At 43.4% G+C, this 16,694-nt stretch carries 9 protein-coding genes; 1 reads left to right on the forward strand and 8 read right to left on the reverse strand.

Annotation, left to right across the window (positions count from 1 at the left end; genetic code table 11):
• Positions 1-107: 107 nt before the first annotated feature.
• From NSU13_RS09435 to NSU13_RS09460, 6 genes are all read right to left on the reverse strand, one after another.
• A complete protein-coding gene (locus NSU13_RS09435) occupies positions 108-1,082 on the reverse strand; it encodes a pectinesterase family protein (RefSeq protein WP_342489478.1) in 975 nt (324 codons plus the stop codon).
• Between the two features lie 88 nt (positions 1,083-1,170).
• A complete protein-coding gene (locus NSU13_RS09440; RefSeq protein ID WP_101676952.1) occupies positions 1,171-1,872 on the reverse strand; it encodes a DUF421 domain-containing protein in 702 nt (233 codons plus the stop codon).
• Positions 1,873-1,938: 66 nt separating this feature from the next.
• Complete coding sequence (gene nirD / locus NSU13_RS09445; protein WP_024422642.1) at positions 1,939-2,262, reverse strand: nitrite reductase small subunit NirD; 324 nt, start codon at positions 2,260-2,262, stop codon at positions 1,939-1,941.
• A gap of 23 nt (positions 2,263-2,285) precedes the next feature.
• On the reverse strand, positions 2,286-4,697 hold the full coding sequence (gene nirB, locus NSU13_RS09450; RefSeq protein WP_342489479.1) for a nitrite reductase large subunit NirB: 2,412 nt from the start codon (positions 4,695-4,697) through the stop codon (positions 2,286-2,288).
• A gap of 69 nt (positions 4,698-4,766) precedes the next feature.
• On the reverse strand, positions 4,767-6,926 hold the full coding sequence (locus tag NSU13_RS09455; RefSeq protein WP_342489480.1) for a molybdopterin oxidoreductase family protein: 2,160 nt from the start codon (positions 6,924-6,926) through the stop codon (positions 4,767-4,769).
• Entirely contained in the window at positions 6,923-9,172 is a 2,250-nt protein-coding gene (locus NSU13_RS09460) for an FAD-dependent oxidoreductase (RefSeq protein WP_342489481.1), read from the reverse strand. The genes NSU13_RS09455 and NSU13_RS09460 overlap by 4 nt, the downstream gene beginning before the upstream one ends.
• Positions 9,173-9,340: 168 nt before the next feature.
• On the opposite strand from NSU13_RS09460, the gene NSU13_RS09465 reads away from it, so the two are divergent.
• A complete protein-coding gene (locus NSU13_RS09465; RefSeq protein ID WP_081124491.1) occupies positions 9,341-10,543 on the forward strand; it encodes a nitrate/nitrite transporter in 1,203 nt (400 codons plus the stop codon).
• 60 nt (positions 10,544-10,603) lie between these two features.
• Here NSU13_RS09465 and gltD read toward each other — a convergent pair whose 3' ends face one another.
• Both gltD and gltB read right to left on the reverse strand, forming a co-directional pair.
• Positions 10,604-12,088, reverse strand: a complete 1,485-nt coding sequence (gene gltD / locus NSU13_RS09470) for a glutamate synthase small subunit (protein WP_024428371.1) — start codon at positions 12,086-12,088, stop codon at positions 10,604-10,606.
• Between the two features lie 16 nt (positions 12,089-12,104).
• Positions 12,105-16,676: a glutamate synthase large subunit gene (gene gltB, locus NSU13_RS09475; protein WP_101676948.1), complete on the reverse strand. Its 4,572-nt coding sequence runs from the start codon at positions 16,674-16,676 to the stop codon at positions 12,105-12,107.
• Positions 16,677-16,694 lie beyond the last annotated feature (18 nt).

Consider the following 16,694-nt stretch of genomic DNA (forward strand, 5'->3'; position numbering starts at 1 on the left):
GCAGCCAATTTTAGAAGAATATGTTCATTATACACAAAAGAACGTTTGTTCTCAAAGGTTTTTTAAACAGAAAAGTCAGCTTTCTTTGACGAAAACTGACAAGCCCCTTACCTCTTTTCTGGATTCCAGCCATCGGTTCCGCGAAGAACAGCCTGAACCGTGATTTGACTTGCTTCATTTTGGGTTAAAATGGTTGACCATTTTACGCGGTTTGCTGGACTGCTTCCCGCTCCTGTCGATCCAAATTCTTTATATCTGGCCGTTCTTTCATTGTCACGGTTATCCCAGTTATGCCATCCCTCTGCTTTCACATGATCATCCATTTTTGTATGAAGGAATGTTACAGCCGAATAAGGTCTCCACGGACGTCCTAAATAAACCGATTGCGCAGCTGCCGTCCCCTTTTTCAGCGTAGAGTCCATGAATACGTAGCCGTACCTTTGCGCTTCTGTTGTGGATGCTGCAGTAATATACCCGTTTCCAAGGCTTTTTATTTCAGCTCTTTTAAACACAGCTGTGGCTGATCCAAAAATAAAATCGACCGTGCCCTCAATATAGCAGTTTTCATAATATTGCCGCCCTGTGCCTGTTGCATAAAGTGTATCTTGATAGCCTAACACGCGTATTTGCTTGAACACAGCCCGGTCGCCAGACACATACAGCGCAACTGCCTGACCAGCATGTCTGCCAGCTGTATTTTGAAAGGTGATATTTTCTGCATAAAAATCGTTTGCACGAATCATTGTGCTTGAGCTGTTTGTTGTACTCCCAGTGCTTGCGTTTGTATCATCATACGTAAGGATCGTCTTGTGCTGGTTTTCGCCAATAAAGGATACGTGTGGTTTATTTTGCGGAAGCAAAATTTTTTCTTTATATACGCCATTTTTAATATAGATCGTTGCCGGTTGTTGATTGTTTGCTGGAATCGCATCAATGGCAGACTGAACGGTGCGGTATGTCCCGCTTCCCTTTTGATCAACGACAAGGACGCGGTTATGCCCGGCTTCTGCTGCTTGAAGTGAAGCGAAGTCAAAAAGAATGAAAGACAAGACCATAACAATCCATACGTTTCTATATTTCATCACATATCTCCTCCTCATTTTGTGAACGTTTTCATCAAACATTCTTTTTGATCCTATTCCATACACGCACAAAAAAACACCCACGTTTTTATGTTGTGGATGTTTTTTTAGACTTTTCATATTGCATCGCATAAATCCCTTCATTTTCAACCCATTCACAAAATAGAACGTCTCGATAAGAGGAAATATGCTGCTTTTTTAATTGCTTATTCAGCCAGGATTCATCAAAGCCGGCTTCTTGTAAATCATCTTTTAAGATTTCGCCGTCAATAATAAATGTTCTAGGCAATTTCACTTCTTTTCCCTTCACGTTCACATCTTCTGCTGTGGCTGGCGCGTATTTCATTTTCGGAAGAACACTGACAGAACCGTCCGTTTCCAAAATGGCATATTCAATTTCATTCAGTGCAAAATGGCCTTTTGCGCGAACCAGTGTCTGCAGCTGATTGATATCAAGCATATTCTTCTTCAACCGATTGTAGTGAATCTTCCCCTTATCAATCACAAGAGTAGGTCTTCCTTCTAAAAAAGCGCGAATGGATTTAAAGCGCTGTGAAAGCCATTCAACTGTATAAATAAGTACGCCCCATACCGCAACAGCAAATAAAATGTGCTGAATCCTGACTTCTGGGTCAAAAATGGCGTTTCCGACCATTTCGCCTAAAATTAGTGCAGAAATAAAATCAAACGGTGTGATTTGTGCAAATTGTGTTTTCCCTAATAATTTTGTAATAAAAAATAAAGCGAAAAATCCAATTAAGAGTTCAATCAAAATATTAACGAACGGCACAAAAATTCCTTCCTTTCTTGCTGCATTTATATACAGCATATACATGAAAGGAAGGATCTAAACCATTTATGAAGGCAATAAAATAAAGACATTGTCCCCTTCAACGAATGTTTCATATGTTTTAACGCATCCGTGATCTGGTGCTTGCACGTTTCCTGATGAAAGATCAATTTTCCAATCATGCATTGGGCAGAAAACGTGATTCCCGCTGACCATGCCTTCAGCCAGAACGCCGCCTTTATGAGGACAGCGATTTTCAATGGCTTTAAACTGCTTATTAGAGGTTTGAAAAACAGCTAATTCAAGTGTACCGGCTTCAACTGTTTTACCTAGCTGTAGCGGAAAATCTGATAGGGTGCCAATGTGAACTTTAACAACTGAAACTGTCATATGATCTCATCCCTTCAATTGATTTATACGGAAGCCGTCGCTTTTTGAAATAATTGTCTCGTGTCTTTTTGACTCTCGCGAAGCTCCTGCCAAGGCTCTTCATATGTTGAAAGCGCAATGTCCATTCTTTCGATTAAGGCTGCTCGTTTTTCATCATCCAGGAGTACTGATTGAATATGATCTAACCCAAGTCGCTCAACCCAAGCAGAGGTTCTTTCTAAATAATTTGCCGTTTCTCTGTAATATTGCAGGTATGCTGCGGCCATTTGCTCTACTTCTTCTGCTGTACTGACCTTCATTAATAAATCTCCAGCCCGCAGGTGTGTGCCGCCATTTCCGCCGGCGTACAATTCAAACCCTCCATCTATCCCCACAATACCGAGGTCTTTAATTCCGGACTCTGCACAGTTTCTCGGACAAGCAGAGACGGCCATTTTTACTTTATGCGGTGTCGCAAGACCTTCAAATTTCTTTTCAAGTGCAATTCCAAGAGCCATGGAGTCCTGCGTGCCGAATCTGCAAAATTGTTCTCCAACACATGTTTTAACTGTTCTTAAAGATTTTCCATATGCATAACCCGATGGCATATCTAGATCCGCCCACACTTTAGGTAAATCTTCTTTTTTGACACCTAGAAGGTCAATACGCTGACCGCCAGTCATTTTCACAAGCGGTATTTCATATTTGTCGACGACATCGGCTATTTTTCTCAAGTCATTTGCATTGGTGACGCCGCCGTACATTCGCGGAACAACTGAATAGGTGCCATCGTTTTGAATATTGGCATGCATGCGTTCATTTACAAAGCGTGAGCTCTTTTCATCTTTGTATTCAAGTGGATGAAGCATGCCTAAATAATAATTCAGTGCAGGGCGGCATTTTGAACAGCCCTCTTCTGTATTCCAGTCAAGTACATTCATCACTTCTTTGACATGCTGCAGCCCTTTCTCTTTGATTTCATGAATGACTTCATCTCGTGAAAGGGTAGTGCAGGCGCAGATGGTTTCTTTTTGGGCTGTCCGGCTTGCATCCTCACCTAGCGTATGCCAAAGAATCTCTTCGACAACAGGCTGACAGCCTCCGCAAGATCGTGAGGCACTTGTACATTGCTTGACTTCCTGAAACGTTGTTAAGCCTTCTTTCTGAATGGCTTCCACAATCTGCCCTTTTGACACGCCATTACAGCCGCAAACGATATGGTCGTTTGCCATGCTGTCAATCGTGCTTTCTTGCGCCGGATCATTGGAGGTTAAGACAGATACCTTCTCCATATCCGACATATCTATTCCTTCTTTAATGTACGAGAATAAACGAGGTCCGTCGCTTGTTTCTCCAAACATGACGGCGCCTACTAATCGGTTTTGCTGGAAGACGAGTTTTTGATAGATGCCTTTTTGTTCGTCAAAAATCTTAATCGCTTTTTTCTCATCGTTTTCAATAAAATCACCAGCTGAAAATACATCAACTCCTGATACTTTCAGCTGTGTTGACAGAACAGAGCCTTCATATGGAGCAGGGTTCAAGCCGCATACATGCTTGGCAAGTACAGTCGCTTGATCGTATAAAGGAGCAACTAATCCGTACGTTTGTCCCCTGTGTTCCACACATTCTCCGACGGCATAAATGCCCGGGACACTTGTCTCCATAAAATCATTGACGATAATCCCACGGTTCACTTCAAGCCCGCTTATTTCTGCAAGCATTTTACTTGGTTTAATTCCCGCAGCCATGACGACTAGGTCTGTCTCAAGTGTAGTGCCGTCTGAAAATGATAATCCTTCTACTCTTGTATCTCCTAAAATCTCATTTGTCTGTTTTCCTAACAGGAATTTCATCCCCTGTTCTTCTAATGCTTTTTGAAGAAGCTGGCCTGCAATAGGGTCTAGCTGGCGTTCCATTAAATGAGAGCCGAGGTGGATGACATTCACTTCCATGCCTAAGTTTAATAGACCGCGTGCTGCTTCAAGCCCAAGGAGTCCACCTCCGATGACTGCTGCTTTTTTGTACATAGTAGAGGCATTGACCATTTCCTCAGTGTCTTGCAATGTACGAAAAGCCGTCACGCCTTTTTTATCACTCCCTGGAATTGGAAGGATGAATGGAAGTGACCCTGTTGCTAAAATCAATCGGTCATAATGCACGGTCCGTCCTTGATCACTGGTGACTGTTTGGTTCTCTGTATCGACCTTCACTATGGTCTCGTTTGTAAACAGCTGAATATCATGCTCATGATACCAGTTCCAATCGTTTAACGTAATATCTTCGACCTTCGTATCCCCTTGAAGCACTTTCGATAAAAGAATTCGGTTATAGTTAGGATGCGGTTCAGTCCCAAATACCGTCATGTCGAACCGTTCGCTGTCTGTTTTTAAAATGTTTTCAAGGCTTCGAATGCCGGCCATACCGTTCCCCACTAATACGAGTTTTTCTTTCATGATAAAACACCCCTCATGTGATCATTTTTTAGAAAGTACCATAATCTAAACATAGATGGAAAATACATGTTAAAATTTCTCACATAGTTTTTCATTCACGTAGGCTGACAGCTGTACAGGACAATATTTAAAGCCTGGCATTTTACTTTGCGGATCTAGTTGGTCATCAATTAATTGATTAATTGATTGATGTTTGCTCCAGTGAAATGGAACAAATACGGTATCTTTTCGAATGGTGTCTGATATGCGGCATCTGATGATGACACTTCCTCTTTTTGACTTGATGGTCACGAGCTCCCCGTGCTGAAGTCCATACGTTTTCGCTGTGTCAGGGTGAAGCTCTGCATATGCTTCAAACTGTCTGGCAACAAGAGAGGTGCTCCTTCTTGTTTGAACGCCTGTTTGGTAATGAGCCATCACCCTGCCGGTCGTTAAATAAAGAGGGTATTCTTGACTGACGGGTTCCTTTGCAGCTTTTTTTCCATGTGTGACAACGGCAAACTTCGCTAAACTGTCAGAATGTGAGAATGCATGTTCAAATAATCTTTCAGTTCCCGGGTCTTCTAAATGAGTACAAGGCCACCTTATGCCTTGTTCCCTCCTCAGCCTTTCATAGGTTATGCCTGAATAATCAGCCTTTGCACCTTTCGTAACGGCTCTTATTTCCTCAAAGATCTCTTCTGCGGATGAAAAGGAAAAATGGCTGCCTTTTCCTAATACAGCTGCTATTTCACAAATGATTTGCCAATCGTGCTTTCTTTGGTGTTTAAGTGGATATGTTGCTTCTCTAAGCGTAACGCGCCCCTCTATGTTTGTCACGGTACCTTCATCCTCTAAATATGACGAAGTCGGTAAAATTACATCTGCCAGCACAGCTGTCTCAGACATAAATAAATCAACGGCAACAAAAAAGGACAAGTTCTTGATGGCTTGCTGAATCAAGTGCGCGTTCGGCCCTGACTGGACAGGATTTGAGCACATTAAAAAGAGCGCTTTGATCTCACCTGCATCCATTTTTTCAAACATCTCAAAAGCAGACACGCCCTTTCCTGGGAGTTCTTTTTCATCAATGTTCCATCGTTCAGCCATTTCTTTTCTGTGACCAGGGTTTGAGATATCTCGATATCCTGGAAGCTGATCTGCTTTTTGCCCATGCTCCCTTGCTCCCTGGCCATTTCCCTGGCCGGTTATTGCGCCATAGCCGCATCCAAAGCGGCCGATCTTCCCAGTAACAAGCAGAATATTCAGGAAATTACGCACAGAAGCTGTACCGTCTATTTGCTGCTCAATGCCTCTTGCTGTAAAAATCATGCCTGTCTTTTCTTGTGCGAATTTCCTTGCTATTTTCTGCATCACATCAATCGTCACGCCGGTTTGCTCAGCAATGTCTGGCAGGGAGATGCGTGAGATATGCTCCTTTAGTTCTTGGAAACCTGACGTTCGTTGATGAATAAATGATTCATCGATTAAATGCTCATGCAGCATGATGTGCAATATGCCGTTTGCCAGTGCGGCATCTGACCCTGGTTTTAGGCTGACATGTAAATCGGCTAATTGGGCAGTCGGAGTTTTGCGCGGATCAATGACGATGAGAAATGCGCCATTGTTTTTCGCCTCTTCGATGTAGGGCAGGAAGGTTGGCTGACATTCCGCTATATTCGTTCCAACCAATATCAACACTCGTGCATGCTTGATGTCGCTTAGAGGAAAGGTCAGGCCACGGTCAAGTCCGAATGTTTGATTTGCGGCAGTTGCTGCCGAAGACATACATAGTCTCCCGTTATAATCGATGTATTTTGTTTTCAGCGCCACTCTTGCAAATTTCCCGAGTAAGTACGCTTCCTCATTTGTAATTGATGCGCTTCCGTACACACTGATCACATCATGGCCATGTGACAGCTGAAGGGATTCTATGTTTGTTTTGATTTCCTCAAGAGCCTCCTGCCATGTCGCTTTTACAAACTGTCCGTTTCTTTTGATCAGCGGGTGATTCAGGCGATCTTTATGGAGCGCGTGCTGATGTGCATGCTGTCCTTTCATACAAAGTCTTCCGTGCGAAGTTGGATTGTGTACACCAATCGTTTGGTAGCGTGTTCGCCCTTCCACATGCTGCTCGATTAATTGCATTTTGCACTGCATACTGCAAAAAGGACATTGGGCTGGAAACACTCGCTTTTGTTCTTCCTGCATTGATTTTTGCTGGGCATATTGTAAAAAAGATTGACTCATACCTTCACATCCTTATGACTTACATTTTCTTGTCTGCTTTGGTCAAATTGCGCACAGAGCTCTTCTCTTATTTCCTCATCAAGCAACTTTTCTCGAATAGAAATGTTTCCATGCCGGGAAAGCCAATCGCCAATAGATTCTTGAAAGTAAGCATTTTTCCTATACTCTTCAAGCAGCGCTTTAAAAAGTGGGATAAGCTCACTTGAATGAGCCAAGGTGTAAAAAAGCTGGCCTCCTATATAAATATTCCATTCACCCAGCTGCTTTTTCAGACAGATGTCATCAATTGGAGCAAGTTTACACGTGCAGGAAGCACCGGTGATATGAATGGAGGTGACAGCTGGTAAAAGTGTATCTTCCACTTGTCTTTCCAGCTCTATCACAAGTGACGTGACTGCTGGATCACTGCAGTTGCATGAAAGGATATGAGATAGTCTTCTTTTCTCATTGGGCATAATTGGCCAATGATTTTTGACGATTTGTGCCGCCTGTTTTGACACACCGATAAGCCGTATTCGTTTATGCTTTGTCAGCTCTGCCTGCTCAATCAGCCTGTTCTCTAACAAAGACGTAATGATTTTCAAAAAATCCAAATCAAGCCGGCCTCCATATAATTGAGGAATCAACATGTCTTCCTGCTCAGCAGCGCCGATTTTTTCCACCGATCCTTGAAATTGCTCGAGATAGTATTGAATGGCCGGCCGGCAGATGCCGCAGCCGTGATTCGTTTTCCATTGAAAATGTCTTCTTATTTCTTCAGCATTCACCGGCTGCTGCTTTTTAATAAACGAAAAAATGGTCTGCTCATCTGCTTCTGTACATGGACAATAAAAGGCCTGCGATTCCGTTTGTTCATGTGATGATAACTGGCAGCAAGCACGGACGAGCTCTTGACACCCGCCGCACCCGGTTGCTGCCCCTGTCTGTTTTTTCACCTCTTCTAAGTTTGTCAGCTGATGAACCGAAATGCTTTTTAAAATCGTCCCTTTTGTAACGGTTTGACATTGGCAGACGAGATCTTCCATTTTTAATGAATCTAGTGGGGATGCTTGCTTTTCATAAAGGGATTTCATGACCACACTTTTATCACGTCCCACTTTCACATCTTGCAAAAGCTGATCGGCATGCTCCAGCTCTCCGACGAATAAAATGCCTGCCAGCGCCTCACGTTCAAAGACGAATTTTTTATATACCTCTTGCTCTTCATCTAAATAAGTCACAGCTGACATAAACGGAGAATGATGTTCAATACATCCAGCAGAATAAATCGGCAAATCAGGTACTTTTAATTTTGTTGAGTAAATGGGCTTGGGTGTATGTGTGATTTTTTCCCCTAAAAGATGCTTAGCGAGCACGCTTGCTTGTTCATAAACGGGCTGAACAAGACCGTGCACCATCCCTTTGTGCTCTGCACATTCTCCAATCGCATAAATATTTGGGATATTTGTCTCCATCACGTCATTGACAACAATGGCTTTTCTCGTGTGTATGCCATGATTCTCTGCAAGCTGTATATTCGGACGGATACCTGTTGTAAAAACAACAAGATCAGCCTCCACGATGTCGCCATTTTTCAATAGAACGCCTTCTACCCTCTCACCGCCTAAGCATGCAATGGTATGGGCATTTGTTTTCACCTGAATCCCTTTTCGTATAAATTGTCGCTGTAATAATCCGGCGGCTGTTTCATCTAATTGTCGCTGCATGAGCCGCTCCGTATGATGAATGATGGTGGTTTCCAGCCCCGCAATCTGCAGACCAGCTGCCACCTCCACACCAAGCACGCCGCCTCCGATCACTGCTGCTTGTTGATAATGCACCGCATCCGCACAAATGGCCTCATAATCATCAATTGTCCGAAAAGCGTATATCCCTTTTTTGGACACACCCTGAATAGGAAGAAAATTCGGCGATGAACCCGTTGCAATGACGAGCTTGTCATAGGAAATTTCCCGGCGCGCATCTGTCATGACACATTTTCGATTTGTATCGATATGTATAACTGATTCTCCTTTGTACAATGTGATGTCATGCGCGGTGTACCATTCTTTATCCTTTAGTTCAATTTGAGCTAATGATTCGCTTTTTTGTAGAATGGGCGAAAGTTTTATTCGATTGTAGGCAGAGTGCTTCTCTTTTCCAATGACTGTTATGGCGTAATGTTCTGGCTGCTTTTGAATGATCTCTTCGATACATTTCATACTCGCCATGCCGTTTCCGATAAACACAAGTTTGCGTTTTGCCATCTGAAATCAACCTTTCTAAGCCTCTTGCTCGAGCACATTGTATGGATTGATTATGGCACACACTTGTAAAAAAGTGTTTATTCATGTCAATTTTTCTCACATAATACTTTCATTACATAAGTGAACTCGCTATCTTTAAGTCAGAAAATTCAATAGAGGAGGCGTTTTATGAAACTCTCAGAATTAAAATCAAGTGGTCATCCTAAGACATTGTTTGGTTCCTTTTTATATTTCGATGTGAGCTTTATGATCTGGGTTTTGTTAGGAGCGCTGGGTGCTTTTATTGCGCAAGATTTTGCTTTATCAACCGTAGAGAAAGGCATGATTGTCGCCATTCCAATTCTATCTGGTTCTTTTTTTCGGATTGTGCTCGGTTTATTCACCGATCGAATAGGACCTAAAAAGACTGCAGTGATGGGAATGCTTTTAACGACCCTTCCGCTCATTTGGGGGTTTATCGCTGGTACAACCCTTTCAGAGCTCGTACTGATTGGGATTTTGCTTGGAGTAGCAGGAGCAAGTTTTGCTGTTGCTCTGCCAATGGCAAGCCGCTGGTATCCCCCTCACTTACAAGGAGTAGCTATGGGGATTGCAGGCGCCGGGAATAGTGGAACACTGATCTCCACATTATTTGGTCCAAGGCTTGCGGAGATTTACGGGTGGCATGCCGTAATGGGGCTCGCTCTGATTCCGTTAAGTCTTGTCTTTTTGTTCTTTATTTTCACTGCAAAAGATGCACCAAATCAGCCCGCTCCTCAGCCGATTTGGTCGTACTTTTCAGTATTTCAAGTGAAATCGACATGGTTTTTCTGTCTGCTTTATGCGATCACATTCGGAGGGTTTGTCGGGCTTTCCAGTTTCCTCAGTATTTTCTTTGTGGATCAATATGGGGTTTCGAAGATTCATGCTGGTGATTTTGTGACCCTTTGTGTGGCGGCAGGCAGCTTCTTTCGTCCTGTGGGCGGTCTCATTGCCGATAAAATAGGTGGAATGAAAGTACTGCTTGGATTATTCGGAATCATCGGCATCTGCTTAGGGGGAGTGAGCAGTCTTCCAGCTTTACCTGTGGTCATTGCGCTTTTATTTGCCGGGATGATGTGCCTTGGGATGGGAAATGGCGCTGTTTTTCAGCTGGTGCCTCAAGTATTTCATAAAGAAATTGGGATTGTGACCGGAATTGTTGGGGCTGCTGGAGGCATTGGCGGATTCTTTTTACCTAATATTCTTGGCAGTTTAAAAGAATTGACTGGCTCATATACGTTTGGCTTTTTGACCATTTCTCTTTTTGTTCTGATTGTCTTCCTCTGTTTAGTCGTATCGCAGCTTAAACGTAAAAAAGTGTTGATCAACCATACCATTTCTGAATCATAAAAAGCCATGACCACACGTTGGTCATGGCTTTTCTTTATATTGTAACACCCTTTGTTTGACCTATTTTGGCAGAACCGAACTCCCCATTAAATAACGGTCTACCTCGTGCGCCACTTGTCTGCCTTCATTAATTGCCCAGACAATCAAGCTTTGCCCGCGTCTTGCATCTCCCGCTGCAAATACGCCTTCTACATTTGTTGTATATTCCCCATATTTTGCGTCAATGCGATTGTTTTTGCTGTCCACGCCAAAGTGTTTCACAAGCGGCTGTTCAGTTCCCTCAAAACCAATTGCAATAAAGACGAGCTGAGCAGGCCATACCTTCTCTGTTCCTGGAATCTCATGAAATTCAAACTTCCCTTGTTCGTTTTTCACCTTTTCCATTTGAATGGTATGAAGCTCTTTTAATTTCCCATTTTTATCTGCCACAATTTTTGTGGTTTGAATTGAATATTGACGCGGATCTTCTCCGAATTTGGCTTGTGCTTCTTCATAAGCATAATCCAGCGAGAAGACATAAGGCTGTTCTGGCCACATGTTATCCCCTACACGTGTATCCGGAAGCTTTGGATGCTTCCCGAATTGAACAACACTTTTTGCTTTTTGGCGAAGTGCAGTTGCAACGCAGTCTGCACCTGTGTCTCCTCCGCCAATCACAATTACGTCTTTTCCTTTTGCATCAATGAAGTTTTTGTCTTTAAATCCTGAATCAAGCATGCTTTTCGTTGCCAGGGTTAAATAATCCATCGCAAGGTGAATCCCTTTTGCTTCCCGGCCTTCAATCAATAGATCACGCTGCTTTTGTGCACCTGTACAAAGGATAACGGCATCAAACTGCTCTTTCAGTTCATCAGCAGTAATATCCACACCGATTTCTGTGTTCGTCACAAAGTCAATGCCTTCTTGTCTTAGAAGTTTGACTCTTCGCTCGACCACTTCTTTATCGAGCTTCATATTCGGAATCCCGTATGTCAGCAGTCCGCCAAGACGGTCAGAACGCTCGAACACTGTTACAGCGTGCCCTGCTTGGTTTAATTGATCAGCACTTGCAAGTCCTGCTGGTCCTGAGCCGACAATGGCAATTTTCTTCCCTGTACGGCTTGAAGGGATTCTTGGTGTGATCCATCCATTTTCAAAGCCTTTATCAATGATCGTACGTTCGATATTTTTAATCGAAACAGCTGGATCATTGATAGCGACTGTACATGACCCTTCACAAGGTGCCGGACATACTCTCCCAGTAAACTCAGGGAAATTATTTGTTTTTTGAAGTCTTTCGAGAGCTTCTTTCCATCTTCCGCGATAGACAAGATCATTCCACTCTGGAATTAAATTGTAGATCGGGCAGCCAGACACGCCGCCCCTGATCTCCATCCCAATTTGACAAAACGGTGTTCCGCAATCCATACATCTAGCGCCCTGCTTCTTCAATACGTCATCTGTATAAGGAGCTGAATATTCTTTCCAGTCATTTTGACGAGTGAGAGGGTCACGTTCATTTGGCTTTTCTCTTTTATAATCCATAAAACCTGTTGCTTTGCCCATTGTCCTCTCCCCTTTCTTAATGAGCGAGGGCTGCTTTTTGCCCGTTTGCCGTTTCTTGATTTTTCGGTTTTGTGTTTGCTTCAAAGGCATACATCACCGCTTCTTCATGACTGAGGCCCGCTTGTTTTTGTTCTTCAATGCTTTGAAGCATCATTTTGTAATTTCTCGGAATGACTTTGATGAATTGATCCTTTTCTTGCTCCCAGTTTTCAAGAAGTGCTGCTGCTTTTGAGCTGTTTGTATAATCAAGGTGTTCCTTGATCATTTGTTTCACTTCTTGTTCTTCTTCATGATCTGTGAGCTTTTCAAACATGATCATTTCCATATTGCACATTCTTTTGAACTGTTTTGCATCCGATGTATGGATGTAAGCCACACCGCCAGACATACCTGCACCAAAGTTTTTCCCAACGTCTCCTAAAATAACGACACGTCCGCCAGTCATGTATTCACAGCCGTGATCTCCGATTCCTTCAACAACCACATGTACACCTGAATTACGAACAGCAAATCGTTCACCAGCACGCCCGTTAATATAAGCTTTTCCGCTAGTTGCGCCGTAAAATGCAACGTTCCCTACAATGACGTTTTCATGTCCATTTTGTACAAAATGATCAGACGTTTTAACAGCAATTTTGCCTCCTGAGAGTCCTTTGCCGATATAGTCATTTGAATCACCTGTTAAATAGAGAGACATGCCCTTTGGCACAAATGCGCCGAAGCTTTGTCCAGCTGAACCAGTGAACCTTAGTGTGATGGTATCCTCTGGCAAGCCCTCTTCCCCGTAGCGCTTAGACACTTCACTGCCAGTAATGGTTCCGGCCACACGGTTGATATTGCGAATGTTCAATGATAGATCAACCGGTGTTTGATGATTCAGCGCTTCTTGCACATAAGGAAGGATTTCATTCATATCCAGTGATTCATCAATTTTATGATTTTGCGGTGTTCTGAATGTCCGCGCTCCTTCTGGCTGATAAAGCAGTGTTTCAAGGTTTAGCTGGCCTGCTTTCCAGTGAGCTTTTGCTCGTTCACTGACCGCTAGGACGTCCGTGCGTCCGATTAATTCATCCATTGATGTAAAGCCGAGTTCCGCTAAGATTTCTCTGACTTCCTCTGCAATAAACATCATGAAGTTCACAATGTGATCGGGGTTACCCATGAATTTTTTGCGGAGCTCTGGATTTTGTGTGGCTACACCGACTGGGCAAGTATCTAAATGACATGCTCTCATCATCACACAGCCCAGCACGACAAGTGGAGCTGTCGCAAAGCCATACTCTTCTGCTCCTAAAATCGCAGCCATCACAACGTCGCGGCCAGTCATTAACTTTCCGTCTGTTTCAAGAACGACTCTCTCGCGAAGACCATTTAACACAAGGGTTTGATGCGCCTCTGCCAATCCAAGCTCCCAAGGAAGTCCTGTGTGTTTAATACTCGTTTTCGGTGAAGCGCCTGTACCGCCGTCATAACCACTGATGACAATGACATCCGCAGTTCCTTTTGCTACACCTGCTGCAATCGTGCCAACGCCGGCTTTAGATACAAGCTTGACACTGATGCGTGCATCACGGTTCGCGTTTTTCAAATCATGAATCAGCTGTGCCAAATCCTCAATGGAATAAATATCATGATGCGGCGGTGGTGAAATCAATCCGACACCTGGCGTAGAACCACGTACATCGGCAACCCAAGGATACACTTTATTTCCTGGCAGCTGTCCGCCTTCTCCAGGTTTTGCTCCTTGCGCCATTTTAATTTGCAGTTCATCTGCATTGACCAAGTAATGACTTTTCACACCAAATCGGCCAGAAGCGATTTGTTTAATTGCACTTCTGCGGTCATCACCATGTTCATCTACTGTAAAGCGGGCAGGATCTTCTCCGCCTTCTCCGCTGTTACTTTTACCGCCAATTCGGTTCATCGCAATCGCAAGTGCCTCATGCGCTTCTTTACTTAAAGATCCAAATGACATGGCACCTGTCTTAAAGCGGCGCACGATGGATTCAGCAGATTCAACCTCTTCCAGACGAACCGGCTTTTGTTTTGGCTGAAATGCAAACAAGTTTCTGAGGAAGCCGATTCTTTCTTCATCCGCTGCTTTTGTATATTGTTTAAATAGATCGTAATCTTCATTACGGCATGCCCACTGGAGCGTATGGATCGTTTTTGGGTTAAAAGCATGATGCTCTCCATTTTTTCTCCACTGGAATTCACTGCCTGATTCAAGTGTCTGGTCAGTTGCTGCTTGATACCCTGCTTCATGGCGGAGTTTTGCCTCATGAGCAATGGTGTCAAGATCAATTCCGCCAAGCTGAGAAGCTGTTCCTGTGAAATACGCTTGAATGACGTCTTCACTAATCCCGACTGCTTCAAAGATTTGCGCGCCTCTATAGCTTTGCACAGTGGAAATCCCCACTTTGGACATGACTTTGACGACACCTTCTGTCACGCTTTTACCAAACTTTGTAACAGCTTCATCAAAGCTGATCGAAATCGCTTCGTCTGCAATCAGCTGTTTGTACGTTTCATAGACAAGGTAAGGGTGAATCGCATCTGCGCCGTAGCCAATTAGTGCGGCAAAATGATGGACCTCTCTCACCTCTCCAGATTCAACGATCAGACTGACCTTTGTCCGCAGGCCTTGACGCACAAGATGCTGATGAAGTGCACTTAGCGCAAGAAGTGGTGGAATCGGTACTTTTTGTTCTGTCATTTCACGATCTGAAAGGATTAATAAAGAGACACCTTCTCTGATCGCTTTTTCCGCCTCTTCAAACATAGCATCCAGTCCGCGTTTTAAATCATCGGTGAAAAGTGTATGGATTGTTTTGCTTTTAAAGGCATTATGAACAATCGTTTTCAAGCCGTTAAATTGCCCGCTCGTTAAGACCGGTGTATAAAGTTTAATTCTTCGGCATGAATATTCATTCGGATGTAAAATATCGCCTTCGGCACCTAACCAAGTCATGGTTGATGTCACGAGCTGCTCACGAATGGCATCAATCGGCGGGTTCGTGACTTGTGCAAACAGCTGCTTAAAATAATGAAAAAGAGACTGCGCACGATCTGATAACACAGCAAGCGGTGTGTCACTTCCCATTGAACCGATTGGATCCTTGCCTTCCTCTAGTAAAGGAATTAAATACTTTTGAATGTCTTCATACGTATAATGGAACGCACGCTGACGCGTCAATAAATCATCCATTATACTAGAATTTTCTGAATTTTCTTCCGAGCGATTGACGTGGACCATTTCTTCATCGAGCCATTTTTGATAAGGCAGTTCATTCGCAATGGTCGATTTCACTTCTTCGTCAGAAATAATTCGTCCTTCTTCTAGATCAATGAGCAGCATTTTACCAGGCTCAAGTCGATCTTTATACTTAACATCTTCTTCATTTGTGTCGATTACGCCAACCTCAGAAGAGAAAATGATATGATCATCATTCGTGACATAATATCTTGCCGGTCTTAATCCATTTCGGTCTAAGATGGCCCCGATTTGTTTCCCGTCAGTAAAGGAAATGGCTGTTGGTCCATCCCACGGCTCCATGAGAGAACTATGGTATTCATAAAATGCCCGTTTCTCTTTCGACATGTGCGTGTTTTCCGTCCAAGGCTCAGGAATCAGCATCATTGCTGTATGAGCAGGTGTACGGCCTGCAAGCACAAAGAATTCAAAGGCATTGTCTAAAATGGATGAATCACTTCCGTCTGCATTCAGCACTGGCAAAATCTTGTCTAAATCGTCTCCGAAGGCTTCAGATACGAATTGTTGCTCTCTTGCTCTCATCCAATTGATGTTCCCTCTTAATGTGTTGATTTCTCCGTTGTGAATTAAGTAACGGTTTGGATGGGCTCTTTCCCATGTAGGAAATGTATTTGTACTAAATCTTGAATGGACGAGTGAAAATGCAGAAACAAATGTTTCATCCTGTAGATCAAGATAAAAAGCATCGACTTGATCTGATGTTAAAAGCCCCTTGTATACGATGGTTTGACTCGACAGGCTGACAAAGTAAAATTGTTTTTCTTCTCTTGTTCCCCAGTTCTCAGCCTGTTTACGGATGACATATAATTTTCGTTCAAATGACAAACGATCTGTGATCTTGTCGTTTGCTCCGATAAAGACCTGTCTCACAACCGGACAGCTCTTCGCTGCGACAGTACCAATTTTTCCGGCATCGACAGGAACCGTTCTCCAGCCAATTAATGTTTGGCCTTCTTGTTTAATGAACCCGTTGATTTTCTGTTCGATGGCTTGACGCGTTTTTTCGTCATCATCTTTTGAAAAGAAGACCATTCCTACCCCGTAACGGCCTTTTTCAGGAAGTGCAAATTCTTTGCAGTTCTTTCTAAAGAAAGCGTCTGGCAGCTGTACCATTAAACCGGCACCATCACCTGTATACGGATCACTGCCTTGCCCGCCGCGATGATCAAGCTGGCACAGCATTTGTAATCCCTTTTTGACGATGCTATGTGTCGCCTCCCCTTTTAAATGGGCGTACAGTCCGATTCCACATGCATCATGTTCAAATTCAGGACGGTAGAGACCTTGTGGTTGTGGTAGTTGATTATAAGTCATCGTTTCTCTCCCCCGTTT

Origin of the sequence: Bacillus sp. FSL M8-0049, assembly GCF_038593355.1 — a bacterium.
GTDB lineage: Bacteria > Bacillota > Bacilli > Bacillales > Bacillaceae > Bacillus > Bacillus safensis.